Raw genomic sequence first — 21,997 nt, 5'->3', positions numbered from 1 at the left:
CGAGGGCCTCGCCGAGAGCGGGAGCACCCGATCCGAGAGCAGGACCGGTCGTCGTCTCGCACCGCTGATGGTCGAGCACATCATGCCCGCACTGCAGGACATCTGATCGGGCAGTGCGGCCGGCAGTGCGGCCGACGGGACAGAGCAGCCGACGGGACAAGGCTGCCGTCTCGGAGGGCGTTCCCGCGGGAACGTCAGGCGATGCGGTCCAGGACGATCCGCCGCGGCCCTGCCTGTGCGGAGTCCATCTCGGCCGCGCCGAGGATCCAGGCTCCGTCGATGGCGGCGAGGGAGCGCTCGAAGCGCTCGGGCGTGTCCGTGTGCAGGGTCGCGAGGACATCCCCTCGGTGCACCCGGTCGCCGATCACCCTGTGCAGCTCGACGCCGGCAGCGGCCTGCACGGCCTCACCGGGACGTGAGCGGCCAGCGCCGAGCCGCCATCCGGCGACGCCCACCTTCATCGCGTCCAGCCCCGTGACCACACCGTCCTCGGCCGCCACCACCTGCTCGGTGTGCAGGGCAGTCGGCAGCGGTGCAGAGGGGTCCCCGCCCTGCGCGGCGATCATCCGTGTCCAGGCGTCCATGGCACGTCCGTCGGCGAGCGCCGCCTCGACGTCGGCGTCGGGCCTGCCGGCCGCCGCGAGCATCTCGCGGGCGAGGGCGACCGTCAGCTCGACGACGTCGTCGGGCCCTCCGCCGGCGAGCACCTCGAGGCTCTCCCGGACCTCGAGGGCATTGCCGACGGTCCGTCCCAGCGGGGCGGACATGTCCGTGAGCAGAGCGACCGTGCGCACGCCCGCGTCGGTGCCGAGGTCGACCATGGTGCGAGCGAGCTCGCGGGCATCGGCCTCGTCGGTCATGAACGCCCCCGCACCGGTCTTCACGTCGAGCGTGAGCGCAGCGGTGCCCTCGGCGATCTTCTTCGACATGATCGAGGAGGCGATCAGCGGGATCGCCTCGACGGTCCCGGTGACGTCGCGGAGGGCATAGAGCTTCTTGTCGGCGGGGGCGAGGCCGGATCCCGCCGCGCAGATCACGGCACCGACCTCCTCGAGCTGCCGCATCATCTGGTCATTGGTGAGGGACGCCCGCCAGCCCGGTATGGACTCGAGCTTGTCGAGCGTGCCTCCGGTGTGGCCCAGCCCGCGGCCGGAGAGCTGGGGAACAGCCACCCCGAAGCTCGCCACCAGCGGAGCGAGCGGGAGGGTGATCTTGTCGCCGACGCCGCCGGTGGAATGCTTGTCGGTGGTGGGCCTGGTGAGCGCCGCGAAGTCCATGCGCTCGCCGCTCGCGATCATCGCGGCGGTCCACCGGGCGATCTCACGGCGCTCCATGCCGTTGAGGAGGATGGCCATGGCGAGCGCGGCCATCTGCTCCTCCGCGACGACGCCCCGGGTGTAGGCGTCGACGACCCAGTCGATCTGGTCGTCGGTCAGCGGCGCGCCGTCGCGCTTGGCGCGGATGACGTCGACGGCGTCGAACGGCTCCACGGCGGGAGAGGTTCCCTGGATGGGCTGTGCGTTCATCGTGGGCCTCCTGGGGCCTGGGCTCGGGCGCGGGAGCGGCGTCGGGGCGGGTCTGAGCGGGTCTGTGTGGATCGGGGCGGGTCGGGGGGGAGCGGATCGGGCGGCGATCCGGCGTGCGGTCAGAGGCCGAGGGATGCGGGCCCGAAGGCCTGGGGAAGCACCTGGTCCATGGTCCGCGGTCCCTCGGGGGTGAGGACGACGAGATCGTCGGCGGCGTGCTCGGACAGCAGCTGCCGGCAGCGTCCGCAGGGCATGCAGACGTCCCGCTCGCCCCGTCCGAGGGACTCCTCCCCGCCGACGCACACGAAGCGCCGGAGCCTTCCGCCCCCTCCGGCGATGAGCTCGCCGACCATGCCGCATTCGGCGCACAGGGTGACACCGTATCCGGCGTTCTCGACATTGCAGCCGCGCACGATGCGCCCGTCGTCGACGAGGCCGGCCGCCCCCACGAGGTAGTGCGAGTACGGGGCGTAGGCGCGCTCGGCGACCTCCCGAGCGACAGCGAGGAGCTCGTCGAACCCGTGGTCCTCCATCATCCCTCCTCCGCTCACCGCTTCTCCCCCGTTCACTGCTTCACGTAGGGGACGCCGTCGGCGGCGGGCACGCGCACACGCCCCACCACTCCGGCGACGGCGAACAGGGTGACGATGTACGGCAGCATCAGCAGGAACTGGCTCGGGACGTCGGCGCCGGACCCGGAAGGGAGCGTGCCCATCCGCAGCTGGAGCGCGTCGGCGAAGGCGAACAGCAGCGCGGCCAGCAGGGCGCCGACGGGGTGGTAGCGCCCGAGGATCATCGCGGCGAGGGCGATGTACCCCTTGCCGGCGCTCATCTCCTCGCCGAAGGCGACGCCGGTGCCGATGGTCAGCGTCGCCCCGCCGAGGCCCGCGACGGCGGAACCCAGCAGCACGTTGGACCAGCGGGTGCGGTTGACGTCGATGCCGACGGTGTCGGCGGCGCGGGGATGCTCGCCGACGGCGCGGACGCGCAGCCCCCAGCGGGTGCGGAACATCGCGATGGTCAGCGCGATGACGATGATCCACATGAGGTAGACGAGCACCGTCTGCTCGAACAGCACCTGGCCGATCACGGGCAGGTCCGCGAGCACGGGGATGCGGATCGTCGGCAGACGCAGGGGCCGGTTGAACAGGTCCGGGTTCTGCTTCATCACGGAGCCGAAGAAGAAGCTGGTCAGACCGATCACGAAGACGTTCAGCACGACGCCGACGATGATCTGCTGCACCTGGTAGGTGATGGCGAACAGCGCCAGCAGTGCGCCGACGACGAGCGCCACGATCGGCGCGGCGAGCAGCCCCGCCCAGGCGCTGCCGACCATCGAGCCGACGAGCACGGCACCGAAGGCGCCGAACAGCAGCTGCCCCTCGATCGCGATGTTGATGACGCCTGCTCGCTCGGAGAGCACGCCGGAGAGAGCGCCGAAGGCGAGCGGGACGGCGAGCACCATCATCGTCTGCAGCAGGGACCCGAGGTCGATGACCGCACCGTTGAAGGCCCAGGACAGGAAGGAGACCACCCACACCAGGCCGAACACGACGATCAGCGTGATGCGCAGGCGCCTGCCGATCGCGATGCCGAGTCCCCCGACGACCGCCAGCGCGACGGCGATCAGCAGGGCGAGCACGGCGAGCACGAGGGACGTGCCGGCCGACGGCACGGGCACATCCCCGGGGACGATGCCGCCCGGGTTCAGGTCGCCGTCCTCGGCGAAGCGGAAGGTCGTGTCCGTGCCGCTGGGCCCGAGCAGACCGAAGGCGACGAGGGCGAGCACTGCGAGGGCGCCGAGGCCTGTGGGCAGCCGCCACCAGCCGGGAGCCCGCTCGGTCGTGCGGGCGGAGGCGCTGCCCGCAGGCGTCGGGGCGGCAGGCCTCTCCTGGTTCTCCTGGACAGAGGTGCTCATGCGCCCGTTCCCTTCCCGGCGTCGGATCGTTCTGAGGGGCCGCTCGGCTCCGTCGTGCTCGTCGGCTCCGTCCGTCCTGCCTGCGCCGCCTTGGTCCGACGCACCCGACCGCCGGGATGGTCGACCCTGCGCAGTCCGATCAGTGTGCGCACGAGCGGCGGAGCGGCGATGAACAGCACCACGAGAGCCTGGATGACCTGGACCAGATCGATGGGCACGCCCTGAGAGGACTCCATGAAGCGTCCGCCCGTGGACAGGCCCGCGAAGAGCACGCCCGCCAGGAGGATGCCGATGGGTCCGGATCGGCCCAGCAGGGCGACCGTGATCGCGTCGAAGCCGATGGATCCGGCGATCGAGCCGGTCAGACGGTGCTCGGTGCCGAGGACGTGCGCAGCGCCGGCGAGACCGACGAGCGCGCCCGCGACGAACATGACGCCGATGGTGCTGCGCCCGAGGTCGATGCCCGCGACCTCCGAGGCGCGCGGGTTCGAGCCCACGGCGCGGAACCGGAAGCCGAGGGTGGAGCGGTTCATCAGCCACCACAGGAACACGACCGAGGCGATCGCCAGGATCAGTCCCGCATGCAGGCGGTAGCCCGATCCCGCGAGCAGCGGCAGACGAGCGGTCGCAGCGACCGCGGGAGAGGTCGGCTGAGCCTGGTTGGCCCCCGTGAACGCCGTCGTCGTCAGGGCGAAGGCCAGGCCGTAGGTGGCGATCCAGTTGAGCATGATCGTGGAGATCACCTCGTTGGCCCCGAAGCGCGCCTTGAGGAAGCCGGCGATGCCGCCGTAGATGCCGCCGGCGAGGATCGCGCCGAGCAGGCAGACCAGCAGGTGGATCCCGTAGGGGAGGTCGAGGGTGAAGCCCAGGTAGCCGGCGACCGAGGCGCCGACGATCAGCTGACCCGCGCCGCCGATGTTGAACAGGCCCGACCGGAAGGACACCGCCATGCCGGCCGAGGCGATGATCAGCGGCGTCGCGACGGTCAGAGTCTCCAGCAGCGGCTTGATCCCGCGGGCGATCGCCGGACCGAGGACGTACAGGCCCGATCCGCCGCGCTCCCGGACGCCCTCGGCGACCGAACCCGCCGCCCGATAGTCGAAGATCGCTCCGCGGAACATCGCCGCATAGGAGTCGACGATCGCGCGGTAGCCGGCGGAGAAGGTGTCGGAGGGCCGGGCGAAGAAGTACCCGGCCGCGGCGCGCAGCTCGGCGTCGGAGACCAGGATCAGCACCGAGCCGATGATGAAGGCGAAGACGAACGCCATGACCACGACCAGGAGATTGCCCCTGGCGATGCGCTCGGCCAGTGAGCGGCCACCGCCCTCCGGAGCGCCCTCTGTGCCCGGATCGCCGGGCTGGACGGCGGTGCCGGGGGCGACGGCGCGCGCCGCTCCGTCGGACGTCTCGCTCATACGATCTCTCCTTCGTCGGCGAGCTGGGAGTCGGTGGTGCGGGCACCGGCGGCGACGGCCTCCCGGGCCGCCTCGACGGTGTATCCGGCCATCATCAGGCCCAGCACATCGCGGTCCTCGTCGGCGGGCACGATCCCGAGGATCGCGCCGCGGTACATCACCGCGATCCGGTCGGAGAGCTGGACGACCTCGTCGAGCTCGGTGGAGACGATGACCACGGGGGTCCCCTTGTCCCGCTCGGCGATGATCCGGCGATGGAGGAACTCGATGGAGCCGACGTCGACCCCGCGGGTGGGCTGCGAGGCGATCAGCAGCGAGAGGTCGCGGCCGAGGGCTCGCGCCATGACGACCTTCTGCTGGTTTCCGCCGGACAGCGTGGAGACGGGATCGTCGATCGACCCGGTGCGCACGTCGTACTCGGCGACGTCCTGCTCCGCGCGTCGGCGGATCGCGCCGGGATGCAGGGAGATCCCCGAGCCGAAGGGCGGACGATGATGCTGATCCAGCACGAGGTTCTCGGCGACGGTGAAGTCGGGGATCAGCGCGTCATGGGTGCGGTCCTCGGGCACGAAGCCGACCCCGGCGTCGAGGATCTGACGCGTGCTGCGCCCCACCAGCTCCTCGCCCTCGAGGCGGATCGAGCCCTTCACTCCGCCCTGCAGACCGAGGAGCGCCTCGGTGAGCTCGGTCTGGCCGTTGCCCTGGACCCCGGCGACGCCGAGCACCTCGCCCCGGCGGACCTCGAGGTCGATGCCGTCCAGCAGCACGGTCCCGGCGTCGTCGGCGACGCTGAGATCCGTGACCTGCAGGGCGACGTCGCCCGGTGCGGAGGCCTCCTTCTCCAGGTCGAGGGCAACGGCGCGGCCGACCATCAGGGAGGCGAGCTCCGTCTGATCGGCCGTCGGATCCGCCGTGCCGACGACCCTGCCTCGGCGGATCACGGTGATGCGGTCGGCGACGGCCTTGACCTCGCGCAGCTTATGGGTGATGAAGACGATGGAGGTGCCCTCGTCGCGCAGCTGCCGCATGATCTCCATGAGCTCATCGGTCTCGTGCGGGGTGAGCACGGCGGTGGGCTCGTCGAGCACGAGGATCTCGGCTCGGCGGGAGAGCGCCTTGATGATCTCCACACGCTGCTGGGCGCCGACCGGGAGGTCCTCGACGACGGCGTCGGGATCCAGCTCGAAGCCGAACCGCTCGGAGATCTCCCGCACGGTCCGACGGGCGGCGCCGAGGTCCAGGAACCCGAAGCTGCTGGGCTCGTGGCCGAGCATCACGTTCTCGGCGACGGTGAAGGGCGGCACCAGCATGAAGTGCTGGTGGACCATGCCGATGCCGGCCCGCATGGCTTCACCGGGACCGGCGAACCGCACCGGCCGGTCGTCCAGGAGGATCTCGCCGCCGTCCGGCCGGTAGAGGCCGTACAGCACGTTCATGAGGGTGGACTTCCCGGCACCGTTCTCGCCGAGGAGCGAATGGATCTCTCCGGGCTCGACCACCAGGTCGATCGCATCGTTGGCCACGAAGGTGCCGAACACCTTCGTGATCCCTCGGAGCTCGAGCTTCACGCGCGCTCTTCTCTACGTCGGGTCATGGATCTCAGTCGGGTGGCGGAACCGGCCGGGCGAGGGAGGCATGCTCCCCCGCCCGGCTCGGCCGCCCGATCTCAGAGGTTCTGCGGCGAGGCGTCGGACTCGACGACCAGGTCGCCGGAGATGATGTCCGCCCGCAGCTGGTCGATCTCGGCCTGCAGGTCGTCCGAGACCATCGACTCGAGATCATGGTACGGCGCGAGATCCACGCCGCCGTTCTCGAGGGTGCCGATGTACGGCTCGTTCTCGAACTCTCCGGAGTTCGCGGCGGTCGTCACCTCCTGGACGGCCGGGCCGATGCCCTTCATCACCGAGGTGAGGATCAGGCCGGTGGCATCGTCGTCGTCGACCGACTCGTAGCCGTCGGAGTCGACCCAGATGACGTAGCGGCCGTCGGCCTCCTTGGCGGAGGCGAGGGTGCCGGAGCCGACGGGGCCGGCGACGGGCATCACGATGTCCGCGCCCTGCGAGTAGAAGGTGTCCGAGAGGGCCTTGCCCTTGGACTGGTCCTCGAAGTCACCGGTGAAGGACCCGGTCTGGGCCTCCTTGTCCCAGCCGAGCAGCTCGACGTCGGCGTCATGCGCCTCGTTGTAGGCGGCGACGCCGTCGGCGAAGCCGTCCATGAAGATGGTGACGGTCGGGATCTGGATGCCGCCGTAGGTGGCGACCTTGCCGGTCTCGGAGGTTCCTGCGGCGAGGTACCCGGCGAGGTAGGCGGCCTGCGCGGTGTCGAAGGACAGCGGCTTGACGTTGTCGACCTCGATGGCGTTGCCGTCCTCGTCCTGCGCGGTCGAGTCGATGATCGCGAACTCGACGTCGGGGTTGGCCTGGGCCTGGGACCCGGTGGCGGGCGCCAGCAGGAAGCCGACGGTGAAGATCAGGTTGCAGTCCTGGGAGACCAGGTTGTCGATGTTGGTGATGAACTCCGAGTTGTCGGTCGACTGCGCGGTCGCCGTCTTGATGCCCAGCTCCTCCTGAGCGGCGACGAGTCCCTCATGGCCCGACTGGTTGAAGGATCGGTCGTCGAAGCCGCCGGAGTCCGAGACCATGCAGGCCTTGAAGTCCGAGGTGGCGCCGCCGGCGTCGCTGCCCGAGGATGCCTCCTCGGGGGCGGTGCCGCAGGCGGCGAGGGCGAGGACGCCGACGCCGGCGAGGGCGGCGGCACGCGTGATGCTCTTCATGGGTTCCTCCGGATCGATGGGACCGCGCTCCCCCGGATCGCGGGGGCCGACAGGTCGCGGTCCATCGGACTGTAGCCCCGCGCGCGGGCCCCGACAGCACCCAGGGCACCGGTGTTCATGAACTGTTATGAACTCGGAAGAAACATCCGTCGTCGCGGCATCGCCGGCGAGGCGTCCGGCGCATCCGGAGGGCTGCGGATCAGGCCACCAGGTCCCGCTGCAGGCATGCGGAGGCGAGCACCGCCGCACCGATGCCGATGGCGCGCTCGTCGATCATGAGATCGCCCATGTGCAGGTCGTATGTGCGACCACCGGGCGTGCGGGTGCCCAGCCGCGCGAGAGCTCCCGGGACCTTCTCGAGGTACCAGGCGAAGTCCTCTCCGCCGAGGGACTGGGCGGTGGGGTCGACGTTCTCCCGTCCGAGCACGCTCGAGGCCGCGGCGTCCAGGACGCCGACCGAGACCGCCGCGTTCGACACCGGCGGCACCCCGCGCTCATGGGTCACCCTGGCCTCGACGCCCCAGGGCCGCACGAGGTCCGCCAGGACGCTCTCCAGGAGCTCCTCCGCCTGGTCCCAGGCGTCGTGGTCGAGGCAGCGCAGGGTCCCCTCGAGCGTTCCCGAGCTGGGGATCGCGTTGAAGGCGGAGCCGGCATGGATGCTCCCCCAGGTGAGGTTCACTCCCGAGCGCGGATCCATGCGCCGGGTCAGCGCGGCGGGGAGCTGGGTGACGATGGAGCCCAGGGCATAGACGAGATCCTGGGAGAGGTGCGGGCGCGAGGTGTGCCCTCCGGCACCGCGGACCTGGATCTTCACGGGATCGGTGGCCGAGGTGATCGGTCCGACCTTCAGCCCCACGTGCCCGACGTCCACCCCGGGATCGCAGTGGAGGGCGAAGATCGAGTCCACTCCGTCGACCACCCCCTCCCCGATGAGCTCGAGGGCGCCGCACGGGTGGCGCTCCTCGGAGGGCTGGAAGACCAGGCGGACGCCTCGGCGCAGCGCCCCCTCGTCGGCGACCCGCACGAGCGCGGTCGCAGCGCCGACGACGGTGCTCATGTGGACGTCGTGCCCGCACGAATGGGAGACGCCCTCGACGGCCGAGCGGAAGGACACCGCGGTCAGCTCGGGGATCCCCAGCGCATCCATGTCCGCACGCAGGGCCACGGGCTCGAGCGACGGATCCGAGCCGGGGATGTCGCAGATCAGCCCGGTGCGAGGCATGAGCGTCGGGGTCAGTCCCAGGCGCTGGAGCTGATCGGCGATGAAGTCGGTGGTCTTGTGCTCCTCGTGGGAGAGCTCGGGGTGACGATGGAGATGGCGGCGCACATCGCGCAGCGCATCGGCACGCTCGCGCACGGTCCGGACGATCAGTCCCTCGGGTCCCAGCATCGCGGCCGCCGCGGCTGCCTCCGGGGGTGCGGCGCCTGCCGGCGCGCCCGCCCTCGTCCCGACCGTCGCCTGCTGGGCCTGGTCCACCTGTCCACTTCCGTCCTGCGTCCGTTCGCGCGCGGGGCGCGATGCCGTCCCTGCCGTGCGCGTCGGCCGGTCCGACGCGCGGAGCGCCGCGAGGCGAGATGCTGCAGGGGACGACGACGGGATCAGCGAAGGTTCCCGAGCCCCCGCTCGTCGAGCGATGCGACGAGGGTCGAGAGGTCCTGGGCGGCGTCGTCGGCGAGCACCAGCAGCACCTCGGGCGTGTCCACCACGCTGATCCCCTCCACCCCCACCAGGGCGATGCGGCGATCAGCCGCACCGTACACCGTGGCCCGGGCCCCGACGGCATCGACCGATGCGGATCCCAGCACTCGGACGTCCCCGGGAGCGTCGCCGACCGCCGTCGCCCGCCCGGCCAGCTCGCCCGCCGCATCGGAGCGCAGCTGGCGGGCGAGAGCGCCGAAGTCTCCGACGTCGTCCCAGTCGAAGGAGGACGGCACGACGGCCACCCGGCCCTGCGCCGCGAGCGGCTCCGCCAGCGCATGGTCGATCGCGATGGCTGTCAGATGCGGCCACACCCGCTCGAGCACCGCCTGCTCCTCGGCCGTCCCGGCGGCGGCGGCGATCTCCCTCACCCCTGCCGCGAGGCTCGGGATCTGCTCGCCGAGGGCATCGAGCAGACCCTGCGCACGGACGACGAACATCCCCGCGTTCCAGAGGAACCGTCCCGTGGCCAGGAACTGCTCCGCGCGCTCACGGTCGGGCTTCTCGACGAAGCGTGCGACAGGAAGGGCTCCGCCCGCCGGGGCGCCGACGGACCCGTCGGGCGCGCCCCCGCCCTCCGCACGCTCGATGTATCCGAAGCCGGTCGCCGGATGCGAGGGCTCGATGCCGATGGTGACCAGGTACCCCTGCTCGGCCGCTTCTCGCGCGCTCCGCACGGCGCGGCGCAGGCCCCCCGCATCGGCGATGAGATGGTCGGCGGCGAAGGAGCCGATCACCGCTTCCGGATGCTCGCGCTCGACGAGCGCCGCGGCGAGGGCGATCGCCGGCATGGAGTTGCGCGGCGACGGCTCGACGACGATCCGCGCCCGGTCCCCGACCTGCGAGCTGACCGCCTGGGCATGAGCGGCTCCCGTGACGACGATCGGTGCGGCGTCGGCGAGCGGCGCGACCCTGTCGAGGGTCGCCTCGAGCAGCGATGAGCCGGTGCCGAGAAGATCCAGGAGGAACTTGGGCCGGTCCCGGCGTGAGAGCGGCCACAGGCGCGTGCCGGAGCCGCCGGCGGGAACCACGGGGACGAAGGGCACGGAGCTCATGCGAGCGAGCGTAGCGACCTCCGGCGACGCCGCCGAGGGACCTCCGCTCCGCGGACAGCACCTGCCCCGAGGACCTCTCGGAAACCGCCCTCCACGGCTGGAGGGCACGATGCCGGCCGCCGCGCGGTGCACAGAACATGCACGTCATGGTGCTACGCTGGCCGGGTCCCCGTCGGGGGCGATGATGATGTCGCCGTGTCGTGAACCGGTCCTTGTCGCGGGCCCTCCCACCCGCGACCCCGAGGCTGATCGCGTCGGGCTCCCGGTGCCGGCCGCCAGAGCGTCGGCGTCCGCTCATCCGCCCGCCGACGCCATCCCGTCGCTTCTGGAGGAACTCCGTGGCATCCGCCCAATCCGGGACGCTGTATCGCGGTCGCGAGGGCATGTGGTCCTGGGTCGCCCACCGCATCTCAGGCATGCTCATCTTCCTGTTCCTGCTCGTCCACGTCCTGGACACCGCGCTCGTGCGCGTGTCCCCCGAGGCGTACAACGAGGTCATCGGCCACTACAAGACCGTGGTCTTCGGCCTGGGCGAGATCGGCCTGGTCGGCGCGATCTGCTTCCACGCGCTCAACGGCCTGCGCATCATCCTCGTGGACTTCTGGTCCAAGGGCACCGCCCATCAGCGCAAGCTCTTCTGGGGTGTCGTCGCGGTATGGGTCGTCCTGATGATCGGATTCGTGCCCCGCCAGCTCATGCACATGTTCGGAGCCTGATGATGACCACGCGGACCTCGACCTCCCCCACCATCCCGGAGCCCACCTCGCGCTATCGCCGCTCGGGCATGCGCGGAGTCAACAGCGAGATGCTGTCCTGGCTGTTCATGCGCGCCTCCGGCGTCCTGCTGGTGATCCTCGTCTTCGGCCACCTCTTCGTGAACCTGTGGCTCGGCATGGGCGTCAAGGGCATCGACTTCGCCTTCGTCGCCGGCAAGTGGGCCAGCCCCTTCTGGCAGGTCTGGGACCTGCTGATGCTCTGGCTGGGCCTCATCCATGGCGGCAACGGCGTGCGCACCATCATCAACGACTACGCGCGCGGCCCGCGCCTGCGGCTGACGCTGAAGGCGCTGCTGTACTTCGCCGTGGTCATCACGATCGTCCTCGGGACGCTCGTGATCTTCACCTTCGATCCGTGCCCTGCGGGCGCGGAGCCGAGCCTCCTGCCGTCCATCTGCACGGGCTGAGCGTCCGAGCCCACCGGCTCACGCCGTGCCCCCGCCTCTCCATCCCGGCCACCCCGAAACGGAGCATCGACCTCATATGCAGACCCATTCCTACGACGTGGTGATCGTCGGAGCAGGCGGCGCCGGCATGCGCGCCGCCCTCGAATCCTCGAAGCGCGCCCGCACCGCCGTCGTCACCAAGCTCTACCCCACCCGCTCGCACACCGGCGCCGCGCAGGGCGGCATGTGCGCCGCCCTCGCCAACGTCGAGGAGGACAACTGGGAGTGGCACACCTATGACACCGTCAAGGGCGGCGACTACCTGGTCGACCAGGACGCCGCCGAGATCATGGCCAAGGAGGCCATCGACGCGGTGCTCGACCTGGAGAAGATGGGACTGCCCTTCAACCGCACCCCCGAGGGGCGCATCGATCAGCGCCGCTTCGGCGGGCACACCCGTGAGCACGGCGAGGCACCGGTGCGCCGCGCCTGCTACGCCGCCGACCGCACCGGGCACATGATCCTGCAGACGCTCTACCAGAACTGCGTGAAGCAGCAGGTGGAGTTCTTCAACGAGTACTACGTGCTCGACGTCCTCATGACGGGCGATCCGCGCACCGATGACGAGGTGCGCGCCTCGGGCGTGGTCACCTACGAGCTCGCCACCGGTGAGATCCACGTGTTCCGCGCGAAGTCGGTCGTCTTCGCCTCGGGCGGCTTCGGCAAGGTCTTCAAGACCACGTCCAACGCCCACACCCTCACCGGCGACGGCCCCGCGATGGCGCTGCGCCGCGGAATCCCGCTCGAGGACATGGAGTTCTTCCAGTTCCATCCGACGGGCCTCGCGGGCCTGGGGATCCTGCTGTCGGAGGCCGCGCGCGGCGAGGGCGCGATCCTGCGCAACTCGAGCATGGAGCGCTTCATGGAGCGCTACGCGCCGACGCTCAAGGACCTCGCCCCGCGCGACGTGGTCGCCCGCGCCATGGCCAACGAGGTGCGCGAGGGCCGAGGCTGCGGCCCGAACAAGGACTACGTGCTGCTGGACCTCACCCATCTCGAGCCCGCGCACATCGACGCCAAGCTCCCGGACATCACCGAGTTCGCCCGCACCTACCTGGGAGTCGAGCCCTACACGGAGCCGGTGCCGGTCTACCCCACCGCGCACTACGCGATGGGCGGGATCCCCACCAATGTCGAGGGCGAGGTCTTCCGCAGCGCCACCGACACCATCCCCGGCCTCTACGCCGCCGGCGAGACCGCCTGCGTGTCCGTCCACGGCGGCAACCGGCTGGGCACGAACTCGCTGCTGGACATCAACGTCTTCGGCCGACGGGCCGGCATCGCCGCCGCCGAGCATGCCGCCGGCGTCGACCTGCCCGAGCTCCCCGAGGGCGTCGAGGCACCGACCGTCGAGCTGCTCCAGCGACTGCGGGACCGTCCGGCCACCGAGGACCGCGTCGCCGACATCCGTCGCGATCTGCAGGAGACCATGGACGCCAACGTCCAGGTGTTCCGCACCGAGGAGACCTGCCGCAAGGCCCTGGCGGACATCGTCGAGCTCAAGAAGCGCTATGAGACGGTCGCCGTGCAGGACAAGGGCCTGCGCTACAACCTCGATCTGCTCGAGGCCGTGGAGCTCGGCTTCCTGCTGGATCTCGCGGAGACCGTGGCGCTGGGCGCCCTCTACCGCAAGGAGTCCCGCGGCGGCCACTTCCGCGAGGACTACGACAAGCGCGACGACGTCAACTTCCTCCACCACACGATGTACTACCGCACCCTGGAGGGTGAGGAGGGCACCGAGGGCACCACGATCCGCCTCGGGGCGAAGCCCGTCGTGATCACGCGCTACGAGCCGAAGGAGCGTACCTTCTGATGACTGCCGTCGCCGAGAAGAGCCCGGCCCCCGAGGCCTCCGCCAGCGAGATCCGCTCCTTCCAGGTCACCCTGCGGATCAACCGCTTCGATCCGGAATCGGACCAGGGCCCGCGCTGGGAGGACTTCACCGTCACGATGCATGGCACCGATCGCGTGCTGGACGCCCTGCACGAGATCAAGTGGCATCTGGACGGCTCGCTGACCTTCCGCCGCTCCTGTGCGCACGGCGTCTGCGGATCCGACGCGATGCGGATCAACGGCCGCAACAGGCTGGCCTGCAAGACGCTCCTGAAGGACCTGGACATCTCCAAGCCCATCACCGTCGAGCCCATCAAGGGACTGCCGGTGGAGAAGGACCTGATCGTCGACATGGAGCCGTTCTTCGACTCCTACCGCGAGGTCATGCCGTTCCTGGTCGCCCACGGCCAGGAGCCGAGCCGGGAGCGCCTGCAGTCCGCCGAGGAGCGCGAGCGCTTCGACGACACCACCAAGTGCATCCTCTGCGCCGCCTGCACCTCTTCCTGCCCGGTCTTCTGGACCGACGGCCAGTACTTCGGACCGGCCGCGATCGTCAATGCGCACCGCTTCATCTTCGACTCGCGCGATGATGCCGGGGAGCAGCGCCTGGAGATCCTCAACTCCAAGGAGGGCGTCTGGCGCTGCCGCACGACCTTCAACTGCACCGAGGCATGCCCCCGCGGCATCCAGGTGACCAAGGCCATCGCCGAGGTCAAGCAGGCCGTGATCCGCGGCCGCGTCTGACCCTCCTGGCAACGGCCGACGCGTTCCCGCGGGAACGCGCCGAGCGTGCCGGGCATGCACATGAACCGCCCGCCGGGGAGATTCCCGGCGGGCGGTTCGCGCGTGGAGCCGATCAGGAGTAGGCGACCACGAGAGGCGCGTGGTCGGACCAGCGGGTGTCGTAGCTCGGTGCACGATCCACCTGGGCGGAGATCGCTCGCTCCCCCAGCTCCGGGGTGGTCAGCTGGTAGTCGATGCGCCAGCCGGAGTCGTTGTCGAAGGCCTTCCCGCGCTGCGACCACCACGTGTACGGCCCGGGGACGTCCCCGGCCAGGCGGCGCTGCACGTCCACCCAGTCGCCCTCGACGAGCAGCCGGTCCAGGTAGGCGCGCTCCTCGGGGAGGAAGCCGGCGGACTTCAGGTTGCCCTTCCAGTTCTTGATGTCGTTGTTGCCGTGAGCGATGTTCAGATCCCCGGTGAGCACCACGTGCCGGCCGTCGGCCCGCAGCGCTCCGAGCCGCTCCATGGCCACGTCCAGGAAGGCGTACTTGTCGACCATCGTCTGCGGCTTGTCGAGGTTGCCCGAATGCATGTAGCAGGAGATGACGGTGAGGTCCCTGCCGTCGCCCAGCGGGTCCTCGAGGTCCGCCTCTAGCCAGCGCCCGGTGTGGGCGGGCTCGGTGAGGCCCGGCAGACCGCGTCGCACGCCCTCGAGATCGATCCGCCCGAGGGAGGTGCGGGCGGCGATCGCGACGCCTGCCCGGCCCTTGAGCTCGGAGGCCTCGCCGACGATGGTCCAGCCCTCCCCCACGAGGCCGGCCAGCAGCTCGTCGGGCGCCCGGACTTCCTGCAGGGTGATGACGTCGGCGGTGGTGGCTGCGAGCCAGTCGGCCATGCCCTTGCGGGCGGCGGCGCGCAGGCCGTTGACGTTGACGGTGGCGAGGGTGAGAGTCATGGGCGCCAGTATTCCAGGAGGTCCTGACTCCGCAGGGCCCGCCGCTCGGGGCCGCCCGGGGCGACCCCGAGCGGCCCTGTCGGAGGATCGTCCGCCGATCAGGCGGCGGGACCGATTCCCGCGGAGTGCTCCGCCATCTCGACCACGTTCTGCACCAGCAGCGCACGGGTCATGGGTCCGACGCCACCGGGGTTCGGCGAGATCCACGAGGCGACCTCGGCGACCGCCGGGTCGACATCGCCGACCAGCTGGGCCTTCCCGCCCTCGGGGTCCTCGACCCGGGAGACGCCCACATCCAGCACGACCGCTCCCGGCTTCACGTCCTCGGGACGCACCAGTTGCGCGACCCCGGCGGCGGCGACGATCACATCGGCGCTGCGCAGGTGGTCGGACAGGTCCGTGGTGCCGGTGTGGGTGAGGGTCACCGTCGCGTTGATCTCCCGACGGGTCAGCAGTGCGCCGATGGAGCGGCCCACCGTGACACCGCGGCCGACGACGACGACGTCCTTGCCCTTGAGGTCGATGTCGTGGCGCAGCAGCAGCTCGATGACGGCCCGAGGAGTGCAGGGCAGAGGGGTGAGGATCGGGCGGTAGGCGTTGAGCACCAGGCGCCCCAGGTTGGTGGGGTGCAGACCGTCGGCATCCTTGGCAGGGTCGATGCGCTCGAGGATCGCGTCGGTGTCGATGTGGCCCGGGAGGGGCAGCTGCACGATGTAACCGGTGCAGGCGGGATCGGCGTTGAGCTCGTCGATGACGGACTCGAGCTGCTCCTGGGTGGTCTCCGCCGGAAGATGCTTCTGGATCGAGTTCAGGCCGATGAGGGCGCTGTCACGATGCTTGCCGCGCACGTAGGCGGCACTGCCGGGGTCCTCCCCCACCAGCACGGTGGCGAGACCGGGCTGGGGATGGCCGGCGTCGACGAGCGCGGAGACGCGCTCGGCGAGCTCCGCCTTGATGGCCTTCGCGGTGGCCTTGCCGTCGAGGATCTGAGCGGTCATGGCGCTCCTTCCGGGAGAGCTGGTGAGGTGGAAAGGGGCGGGGCCCGGCATCCGCCGGGCCCCGCAGGGTCGATCAGTACTGCTGGAGATCCGCGTAGAGCGGCTTCTTCTCGGCGAGCACCGCGGTGCGTGCCCGCAGGGACTCGACGTCGGCGCCGCCGGTCAGCGCCAGAGCGATGACCTCGGCGACCTCGGTGAACTCCTCCTTGCCGAAGCCGCGGGTGGCGAGCGCCGGGGTGCCGATGCGCAGGCCCGAGGTGACCCGCGGGGGACGGGGGTCGTTGGGCACGGCGTTGCGGTTCACGGTGATGCCGGCCTCGTGGAGGAGGTCCTCGGCCTGCTGGCCGTCGAGCTCGCTGTCCACGAGGTCCACGAGCACGAGATGGACGTCGGTGCCGCCGGAGATGACCTTCACACCTGCGGCCTTCGCGTCCTCGGCCTGGAGACGCTCGGCGATGATCTTCGCGCCCTCGAGGGTGCGAGCCTGGCGGTCCTTGAACTCCTCGGACGCGGCGACCTTGAGCGCCACGGCCTTGGCTGCGACCACGTGCATGAGCGGGCCGCCCTGCTGACCGGGGAAGACGGCGGAGTCGATCTTCTTCGCCCACTTCTCCTTGCACAGGATCATGCCGGAGCGGGGGCCTCCGATGGTCTTGTGGATCGTGGTGGAGACGACGTCCGCGTAGGGCACGGGGCTCGGGTGCAGGCCCGCGGCGACGAGTCCGGCGAAGTGCGCCATGTCGACCCAGAGGGCGGCGCCGACCTCGTCGGCGATCTCCCGGAAGCGGGCGAAGTCGAGATGACGGGTGTAGGCCGACCAGCCGGCGACGATCACCTTCGGCTGGGACTCGAGCGCGAGGGCGCGCACCTTGTCCATGTCGATCAGGCCCGTCTCGGGCTCGGTCTCATAGGCGACGATGTCGTAGAGCCGCCCGGAGAAGTTGATCTTCATGCCGTGCGTGAGGTGGCCGCCGTGCGCGAGCGAGAGACCCATGAGGGTGTCCCCCGGGCGCGCCAGGGCATGCATCACCGCAGCGTTGGCGGTGGCGCCGGAATGCGGCTGGACGTTCGCATGCTCGGCGCCGAAGAGCTCTTTGGCGCGGGCGATCGCGATCTCCTCGGCCACGTCGACCTCTTCGCAGCCGCCGTAGTAGCGGCGACCGGGGTAGCCCTCCGCGTACTTGTTCGTCAGCACGGAGCCCTGCGCCTGCAGGACCGCGCGAGGGACGAAGTTCTCGCTGGCGATCATCTCGAGCGTGCGCTGCTGTCGCGCGAGCTCGCGATCGAGCACGCCGGCGATGTCGGGATCGAGATCGGCGATGGACTGATCGAGGACGTTCACAGGGCCTCCTGCGGAGTCGGGGTGGAGCGGGGTCGTGGCCGCCGGACCATCCTAGGCGGGGATCAGAGATCGACGCCGAGTCGGACGGGTTCCGGGACGAGTGTGATGCCGAACGCATCATGGACGCGGTCGCGCACGTCCCGAGCGAGCTCGACGACGTCGTCGCTCGTGGCGCCTCCGCGGTTGGTGAGCGCCAGGGAGTGCTTCGAGGAGACCGCCGCCGTCGGCCCGAGGGCATGGCCGCGCTCGATCCCGGCGTGGCTGATCAGCCACGCGGCGCTGGTCTTGACCCGACCGTCGCCGACGTCGAAGCGCGGGGCGTCCTCGGGAAGCAGGGCGGCCCGCTCGGCGGAGACGATCGGATTGGTGAAGAAGGAACCGGCCGACCACGTGTCGTGATCGGCAGGATCCAGCACCATGCCCTTGGCGCCCCGGATGCGCAGCACCGCGTCACGCACCTCGGTCATGGGGGCGCGCTGCCCGACCTCGACGCCGAGGGCGTCGGCGAGCTGGGCGTACCGGATCGGTGCGGACAGCCGCCCGATCGTGTGCTGGAAGGTCACCGACAGCACGACGTAGCGTCCCGTCGCCGACGGGACGGGGCCCCCGTAGCGGGTGCGCTTGAAGATGCTGTCACGGTAGGAGAAGCCGCAGTCGGCGGCGAAGAAGGTCCTCACGGCGCGCTCCTCCCGATCCCAGGTGCGCACGCGGGAGATGGTCGAGGCGACCTCCTGCCCGTAGGCGCCGACGTTCTGGATCGGGGTCGCGCCGACGGAGCCGGGGATGCCCGAGAGTGCTTCGATGCCGATCATCTCGCGCGCGATCGCGTAGCGCACGGCCCGGTCCCAGCGGACGCCGGCGAAGTGCTCGACGATCGCTCCCCCGCAGGTGGGATCCAGCGGCGTGAGCTCGGCAGGGTCGACGGGGATCCCGTCGGGCTCGCCGGAAGGACCGATCTCGCAGGTGGCGTCGAGGCGCGGCGGCTCCTCGGGGTCCTGGAGCAGCACGACGGTGCCCTCGAAGGGATCGTCGGCGGCGACGATGTTGGAGCCGCCCCCGAGCACGAGGAGCTGCTCGCCGGCCTCGTCGGCCCGGGAGACCGCCTCGATCACCTGCTGCTCCGTGCGGGCCTCGACGAGCTTCCCGATCCGTCCGCCGATGCGCAGGGTCGTCAGATCCGCGAGACGCGGGCCGGTCCCGTGCGTACGGAGCGCTGCGCTGCCGTCCTCCACAGCGCTCACGCCTGCGCCGATGCCTGCGAGGGGAGGGCGGGGAGGGCGATGACGGCGCGCGCGCGGCCGAGCACCTTGCTGCCGTCGACGGTGGCGGTGATGTCGACGCGCGCGGTCCCGGCCTCCTCGTCGACCTTCCCGACCACGGCGACGGTCTCGAGGACGGCCTCGCCCGTCGCCGGCACCGGGATGGGGTTCGTGAACCGGGTCGAGTACTCGCGCACCAGCGTCGGGTCCCCGATCTCCTCGAGCAGACCCGTCACGGCGATGCCCATGGTGAGCATGCCGTGGGCGATCACGCCCGGCAGCCCGGCCTCGGCGGCGACGGCGTCGTTGTAGTGGATGGGGTTGAAGTCACCGGACGCCCCGGCGTAGCGCACGAGGGTGTCGCGGGTGATCCGATGCTCCCTGCGCGCCAGCTCCTGGCCGGCCTCGAGAGGGAAGGGAAGGGAGGAGGCGATGCTCATATGTGCTCCTGGTGCGTGTCGAGGCGCGAGGTCCGCCGTCTCGGGTTCCGATGGGTCAGAGGCCGACAGGGCGGCCGACGTGGCGGCCGACGTGGCGGCCGACGTGGCGGCCGACGATGGGGTCGGCGACGATGCGGATGGTCACTCGCCGCGGACGACGAGCATGCTGCGCACGCTGGCGACCGGCTCCCCATCGGGATCGGCCATGTCGACGCGCGTGGTCACCATCGCATGGCCGCCCGCCGCGCGGACAGACTCGACGGTGAGCGTCGGCACGAGACGATCGCCTGCCACCACAGGGCGCTGGAGGACGAAGGACTCCTCGCCGTGGACGACGCGGGAGAAGTCCACGCCCGCAGCAGGATCCTCGATGTACTGCGCCTCGGTGGCCTGGGCGAGCGAGACGAGGAACGTGGGCGGCGCCACGACGCCCGAGTGACCGGCCTCTCGCGCAGCCTCGGCGTCGTGGTGCAGCGGCGACGACGCTCCGGTCGCACGGGCGAACTCGATGATCTTCGCAGCGGACACCGTGTGCAGGGGGCCGGGCGGATAGGTGCGGCCGGCGAAGGAGGGGTCCGGGGTCGTGGTCATGTCTTCTCCCGAGTGCCCGGCTGGAGGCCGGGCGGTTGAGCGGTCTGGTGACGGTGCCTCCGGCGGGATCCGTGTCGGCTCGACCGACTCGGCTCGACCGGACGGGGCATCAGGATGCGACGAAGGCCACCCGGGCGGAACCCGAGTGGCCTTCGATGTCTTCGCTCGGCCCGATCAGCGGGTCTCGCGGTGCGCCGTCTGCTTGCCGCAGGTCGGGCAGAACTTCGAGAGCTCCAGCCGATCCGGGGTGTTGCGACGGTTCTTCTTCGTGATGTAGTTGCGGGCCTTGCACTCGGTGCAGGCCATGGTGATCTTGGGACGCACGTCAGAGCTCTTGCTCGCCATGGCTCGCCGCCTCTTTCATTCCGAGTGGCATGCTCACCCGCACGCCATGAGGGTCCCCGCATGGGGAGCTGATCTGCACTCCGGACTCGCCGGTGTGGTACCGAGGGCGGGGATCGAACCCGCGACCTCACGATTATGAGTCGTGCGCTCTGACCGTCTGAGCTACCCCGGCGCGATCGATGCAACGGCCCGACCTCACGCGAGGCCGGGCCGGCATCCATCAGAGCCCTGAAAGGGAATCGAACCCTTGACCTTCTCCTTACCATGGAGATGCTCTGCCGACTGAGCTATCAGGGCACCCGGTAAACCTTACACATTCCCTGCCCAGCGGGCAAATCCTGTGCGGTCCCGGTGCTTCAGATCACGAGGATCCTCGGCGGTGGCAGGTGAGGGATTCGAACCCCCGTAGGCAATGCCAGCTGATTTACAGTCAGCCCCCTTTGGCCACTCGGGTAACCTGCCGGGATGGAACGCTCTGGTTGGACTCTGACCTGCGGTCTTCGTCCCTCCGAAGCGGACCTGGACAAGCATACGTGCTTCTCGACCATGGCGCGAACCAGATCGGCCCATCCACCGCGTGACCATGGCCACAGGCCTCGAAACAGCAGGTCACAGGCCATTCTTGGTCAACCGCGGGCATCATGCTTAGGTCAGAGGACATCGCGAGGAAGGAACCCCATGGCAGATTCGTCGTTCGACATCGTCAGCAAGCTCGACCGCCAGGAGGTCGACAACGCCGTCAACCAGGCGGTCAAGGAGGTCAGCCAGCGCTACGACTTCCGCAACACCGGCGCTTCCCTCTCCCTCAGCGGGGACGAGATCGTCATGACCGCCAACGCGGAGGAGCGTGTGCTCGCCGTGCTGGACGTGCTCCAGAGCAAGCTCATCCGCCGCGGCATCTCCCTGAAGGCCATCGAGGTGGGAGACCCCAAGCAGTCAGGCAAGGAGGTGCGCCTGTCCGCAGCTCTGAAGGAGGGCATCGCCTCCGACGAGGCCAAGAAGATCGCGAAGATCATCCGTGACGAGGGCCCCAAGGGTGTCAAGGCGCAGATCCAGGGCGACGAGCTGCGGGTCTCCTCGAAGAGCCGCGATGACCTGCAGTCCGTCATCGCACTGCTGAAGGGCAAGGACCTCGACGTCGCGCTGCAGTTCATCAACTACCGCTGAAGCTGCTGGTCGACGGCGAGGCGCCCCGATCCCTCGAGGGATCGGGGCGCCTCGGCGATTCCGGAGTGCACTGCATCTCGGCACCCGGCACCCGGCACCCGGCACTCAGCCGGCGTCGGAGGTGGAGTCCTGCTCGTCGGCGTTGTTGTTGAGTTCGGTGGACTTCGCGTCCAGAGCGTCCGACAGGCTCTGCACGGCACCGGAGACGAACGCGTTCCAGTCCTGCTGGTAGCCGTCGTAGTCCGGACCCACCCATTCGACGCTGTTCACGGTGCCGGTGACACCGTCGATGGTGTCGAGGATGGTCCGTGCCCCCTCGGAGAGCGCCGTGGCGACCTCGCGCCCCTCATCCGGATTCATTCCCTTGAAAGCCATGGTGGTTCCCCTCGTTCAGTTCTTCAGTGATGCTGGTGGTCGGTGGCGGAGTCGGGATCAGGCCGACGCGCCGCGCTGCGCGGTGGCATTCGAGCGTGCCCGCTCGGCGAGATCGGAGGCACGCTGCAGCAGCTGCTGGACGAGCTGCCCCACAGAGTCATCGAAGTCGGAGACGTAGCGATCGCGATCGTCGCCGGTCCAGTCCAGGTCCGTCACCTGCGACTGAAGCTTGGTGTAGAGCTGCTGGACGGTCGAGCCCGCGTCGTCGATCTGCGTCGCCATCTGGTCGACGGCCTCAGGGTTCATGCCCTTCTTCATGGTGTTCCCTCCATGTCGTTGTCTTCTCCGGTGCCACCCGACA

The 21,997-nt window shown here is 70.2% G+C and carries 22 protein-coding genes and 3 tRNA genes; 5 read left to right on the top strand and 20 right to left on the bottom strand.

Annotation, left to right across the window (positions count from 1 at the left end):
• Nucleotides 1–194: 194 nt before the first annotated feature.
• From ACZ5AJ_RS03305 to ACZ5AJ_RS03270, 8 genes are all read right to left on the bottom strand, one after another.
• The gene (locus ACZ5AJ_RS03305; protein WP_464137046.1) at nt 195–1,526 is read right to left on the bottom strand and encodes a thymidine phosphorylase; all 1,332 of its coding nucleotides are present in this window, start codon (nt 1,524–1,526) and stop codon (nt 195–197) included.
• A gap of 119 nt (nt 1,527–1,645) precedes the next feature.
• Nucleotides 1,646–2,059: a cytidine deaminase gene (locus ACZ5AJ_RS03300; protein WP_464138682.1), complete on the bottom strand. Its 414-nt coding sequence runs from the start codon at nt 2,057–2,059 to the stop codon at nt 1,646–1,648.
• 32 nt (nt 2,060–2,091) lie between these two features.
• Nucleotides 2,092–3,444 (bottom strand): ABC transporter permease, encoded by a 1,353-nt coding sequence (locus ACZ5AJ_RS03295; RefSeq protein WP_464137044.1) that lies wholly within the window; start codon nt 3,442–3,444, stop codon nt 2,092–2,094.
• Nucleotides 3,441–4,859: an ABC transporter permease gene (locus ACZ5AJ_RS03290; RefSeq protein WP_464137043.1), complete on the bottom strand. Its 1,419-nt coding sequence runs from the start codon at nt 4,857–4,859 to the stop codon at nt 3,441–3,443. Before ACZ5AJ_RS03290 ends, ACZ5AJ_RS03295 begins: the two co-directional genes overlap by 4 nt.
• Nucleotides 4,856–6,427 carry an ABC transporter ATP-binding protein gene (locus ACZ5AJ_RS03285; RefSeq protein ID WP_464137040.1) on the bottom strand — a complete coding sequence of 524 codons (1,572 nt, stop codon included), beginning with the start codon at nt 6,425–6,427 and terminating at the stop codon, nt 4,856–4,858. The genes ACZ5AJ_RS03290 and ACZ5AJ_RS03285 overlap by 4 nt, the downstream gene beginning before the upstream one ends.
• Nucleotides 6,428–6,525: 98 nt before the next feature.
• Nucleotides 6,526–7,632, bottom strand: coding sequence for a BMP family lipoprotein (locus ACZ5AJ_RS03280; protein ID WP_464137038.1), 1,107 nt, complete (start codon nt 7,630–7,632; stop codon nt 6,526–6,528).
• 199 nt (nt 7,633–7,831) lie between these two features.
• Nucleotides 7,832–9,109 carry a M20 family metallopeptidase gene (locus tag ACZ5AJ_RS03275; RefSeq protein ID WP_464137036.1) on the bottom strand — a complete coding sequence of 426 codons (1,278 nt, stop codon included), beginning with the start codon at nt 9,107–9,109 and terminating at the stop codon, nt 7,832–7,834.
• A 122-nt stretch (nt 9,110–9,231) separates the two neighbouring features.
• A complete protein-coding gene (locus ACZ5AJ_RS03270) occupies nt 9,232–10,386 on the bottom strand; it encodes a mannose-1-phosphate guanylyltransferase (protein ID WP_464137034.1) in 1,155 nt (384 codons plus the stop codon).
• Between the two features lie 338 nt (nt 10,387–10,724).
• On the opposite strand from ACZ5AJ_RS03270, the gene sdhC reads away from it, so the two are divergent.
• From sdhC to ACZ5AJ_RS03250, 4 genes are all read left to right on the top strand, one after another.
• A complete protein-coding gene (gene sdhC / locus ACZ5AJ_RS03265; RefSeq protein ID WP_464137033.1) occupies nt 10,725–11,102 on the top strand; it encodes a succinate dehydrogenase, cytochrome b556 subunit in 378 nt (125 codons plus the stop codon).
• 2 nt (nt 11,103–11,104) lie between these two features.
• Nucleotides 11,105–11,569, top strand: a complete 465-nt coding sequence (locus ACZ5AJ_RS03260; RefSeq protein WP_464137031.1) for a succinate dehydrogenase hydrophobic membrane anchor subunit — start codon at nt 11,105–11,107, stop codon at nt 11,567–11,569.
• A gap of 76 nt (nt 11,570–11,645) precedes the next feature.
• A complete protein-coding gene (gene sdhA, locus ACZ5AJ_RS03255) occupies nt 11,646–13,421 on the top strand; it encodes a succinate dehydrogenase flavoprotein subunit (protein WP_464137029.1) in 1,776 nt (591 codons plus the stop codon).
• Entirely contained in the window at nt 13,421–14,185 is a 765-nt protein-coding gene (locus ACZ5AJ_RS03250; RefSeq protein ID WP_464137028.1) for a succinate dehydrogenase iron-sulfur subunit, read from the top strand. Before sdhA ends, ACZ5AJ_RS03250 begins: the two co-directional genes overlap by 1 nt.
• Before the next feature lie 112 nt (nt 14,186–14,297).
• Here ACZ5AJ_RS03250 and ACZ5AJ_RS03245 read toward each other — a convergent pair whose 3' ends face one another.
• The 10 genes from ACZ5AJ_RS03245 to ACZ5AJ_RS03200 form a co-directional block, all read right to left on the bottom strand.
• A complete protein-coding gene (locus tag ACZ5AJ_RS03245; RefSeq protein WP_464137026.1) occupies nt 14,298–15,119 on the bottom strand; it encodes an exodeoxyribonuclease III in 822 nt (273 codons plus the stop codon).
• A 98-nt stretch (nt 15,120–15,217) separates the two neighbouring features.
• On the bottom strand, nt 15,218–16,117 hold the full coding sequence (locus ACZ5AJ_RS03240) for a bifunctional methylenetetrahydrofolate dehydrogenase/methenyltetrahydrofolate cyclohydrolase (RefSeq protein WP_464137024.1): 900 nt from the start codon (nt 16,115–16,117) through the stop codon (nt 15,218–15,220).
• Nucleotides 16,118–16,190: 73 nt separating this feature from the next.
• The gene (glyA, locus tag ACZ5AJ_RS03235) at nt 16,191–17,459 is read right to left on the bottom strand and encodes a serine hydroxymethyltransferase (RefSeq protein ID WP_464137023.1); all 1,269 of its coding nucleotides are present in this window, start codon (nt 17,457–17,459) and stop codon (nt 16,191–16,193) included.
• Nucleotides 17,460–17,521: 62 nt separating this feature from the next.
• A complete protein-coding gene (locus tag ACZ5AJ_RS03230) occupies nt 17,522–18,700 on the bottom strand; it encodes a UDP-N-acetylmuramate dehydrogenase (protein ID WP_464137021.1) in 1,179 nt (392 codons plus the stop codon).
• Entirely contained in the window at nt 18,697–19,158 is a 462-nt protein-coding gene (locus ACZ5AJ_RS03225; RefSeq protein ID WP_464137019.1) for a MaoC/PaaZ C-terminal domain-containing protein, read from the bottom strand. The genes ACZ5AJ_RS03230 and ACZ5AJ_RS03225 overlap by 4 nt, the downstream gene beginning before the upstream one ends.
• A 141-nt stretch (nt 19,159–19,299) precedes the next feature.
• Complete coding sequence (locus tag ACZ5AJ_RS03220) at nt 19,300–19,749, bottom strand: FAS1-like dehydratase domain-containing protein (protein WP_464137018.1); 450 nt, start codon at nt 19,747–19,749, stop codon at nt 19,300–19,302.
• Nucleotides 19,750–19,923: 174 nt separating this feature from the next.
• On the bottom strand, nt 19,924–20,094 hold the full coding sequence (rpmG, locus tag ACZ5AJ_RS03215; RefSeq protein ID WP_017823818.1) for a 50S ribosomal protein L33: 171 nt from the start codon (nt 20,092–20,094) through the stop codon (nt 19,924–19,926).
• Nucleotides 20,095–20,189: 95 nt separating this feature from the next.
• Nucleotides 20,190–20,266: transfer RNA gene (locus tag ACZ5AJ_RS03210), tRNA-Met, on the bottom strand.
• A gap of 52 nt (nt 20,267–20,318) precedes the next feature.
• Nucleotides 20,319–20,391: transfer RNA gene (locus ACZ5AJ_RS03205), tRNA-Thr, on the bottom strand.
• An 83-nt stretch (nt 20,392–20,474) separates the two neighbouring features.
• Nucleotides 20,475–20,556 (bottom strand) — tRNA-Tyr (locus tag ACZ5AJ_RS03200).
• A 216-nt stretch (nt 20,557–20,772) separates the two neighbouring features.
• Between ACZ5AJ_RS03200 and ACZ5AJ_RS03195 the strand changes: the two genes are divergently transcribed.
• The gene (locus tag ACZ5AJ_RS03195; RefSeq protein ID WP_464137016.1) at nt 20,773–21,261 is read left to right on the top strand and encodes a YajQ family cyclic di-GMP-binding protein; all 489 of its coding nucleotides are present in this window, start codon (nt 20,773–20,775) and stop codon (nt 21,259–21,261) included.
• A gap of 105 nt (nt 21,262–21,366) precedes the next feature.
• On the opposite strand, the gene ACZ5AJ_RS03190 is transcribed toward ACZ5AJ_RS03195, so the two are convergent.
• Entirely contained in the window at nt 21,367–21,636 is a 270-nt protein-coding gene (locus ACZ5AJ_RS03190; protein WP_464137014.1) for a WXG100 family type VII secretion target, read from the bottom strand.
• Between the two features lie 57 nt (nt 21,637–21,693).
• On the bottom strand, nt 21,694–21,954 hold the full coding sequence (locus ACZ5AJ_RS03185; protein ID WP_464137013.1) for a WXG100 family type VII secretion target: 261 nt from the start codon (nt 21,952–21,954) through the stop codon (nt 21,694–21,696).
• Between the last annotated feature and the right edge of the window lie 43 nt (nt 21,955–21,997).

The sequence above is a fragment of the Brachybacterium zhongshanense genome (genome assembly GCF_055385755.1).
This window is presented reverse-complemented; position numbering and strand designations above follow the sequence as displayed.

Coding starts and splice junctions, on each gene's coding strand:
- ACZ5AJ_RS03305 (WP_464137046.1), bottom strand. CDS start 1,526: ATGAACGCACAGCCCATCCAGGGAACCTCTCCCGCCGTGGAGCCGTTC.
- ACZ5AJ_RS03300 (WP_464138682.1), bottom strand. CDS start 2,059: ATGGAGGACCACGGGTTCGACGAGCTCCTCGCTGTCGCTCGGGAGGTC.
- ACZ5AJ_RS03295 (WP_464137044.1), bottom strand. CDS start 3,444: ATGAGCACCTCTGTCCAGGAGAACCAGGAGAGGCCTGCCGCCCCGACG.
- ACZ5AJ_RS03290 (WP_464137043.1), bottom strand. CDS start 4,859: ATGAGCGAGACGTCCGACGGAGCGGCGCGCGCCGTCGCCCCCGGCACC.
- ACZ5AJ_RS03280 (WP_464137038.1), bottom strand. CDS start 7,632: ATGAAGAGCATCACGCGTGCCGCCGCCCTCGCCGGCGTCGGCGTCCTC.
- ACZ5AJ_RS03270 (WP_464137034.1), bottom strand. CDS start 10,386: ATGAGCTCCGTGCCCTTCGTCCCCGTGGTTCCCGCCGGCGGCTCCGGC.
- ACZ5AJ_RS03260 (WP_464137031.1), top strand. CDS start 11,105: ATGACCACGCGGACCTCGACCTCCCCCACCATCCCGGAGCCCACCTCG.
- sdhA (WP_464137029.1), top strand. CDS start 11,646: ATGCAGACCCATTCCTACGACGTGGTGATCGTCGGAGCAGGCGGCGCC.
- ACZ5AJ_RS03250 (WP_464137028.1), top strand. CDS start 13,421: ATGACTGCCGTCGCCGAGAAGAGCCCGGCCCCCGAGGCCTCCGCCAGC.
- ACZ5AJ_RS03245 (WP_464137026.1), bottom strand. CDS start 15,119: ATGACTCTCACCCTCGCCACCGTCAACGTCAACGGCCTGCGCGCCGCC.
- ACZ5AJ_RS03240 (WP_464137024.1), bottom strand. CDS start 16,117: ATGACCGCTCAGATCCTCGACGGCAAGGCCACCGCGAAGGCCATCAAG.
- ACZ5AJ_RS03225 (WP_464137019.1), bottom strand. CDS start 19,158: ATGAGCATCGCCTCCTCCCTTCCCTTCCCTCTCGAGGCCGGCCAGGAG.
- ACZ5AJ_RS03220 (WP_464137018.1), bottom strand. CDS start 19,749: ATGACCACGACCCCGGACCCCTCCTTCGCCGGCCGCACCTATCCGCCC.
- rpmG (WP_017823818.1), bottom strand. CDS start 20,094: ATGGCGAGCAAGAGCTCTGACGTGCGTCCCAAGATCACCATGGCCTGC.
- ACZ5AJ_RS03195 (WP_464137016.1), top strand. CDS start 20,773: ATGGCAGATTCGTCGTTCGACATCGTCAGCAAGCTCGACCGCCAGGAG.
- ACZ5AJ_RS03190 (WP_464137014.1), bottom strand. CDS start 21,636: ATGGCTTTCAAGGGAATGAATCCGGATGAGGGGCGCGAGGTCGCCACG.
- ACZ5AJ_RS03185 (WP_464137013.1), bottom strand. CDS start 21,954: ATGAAGAAGGGCATGAACCCTGAGGCCGTCGACCAGATGGCGACGCAG.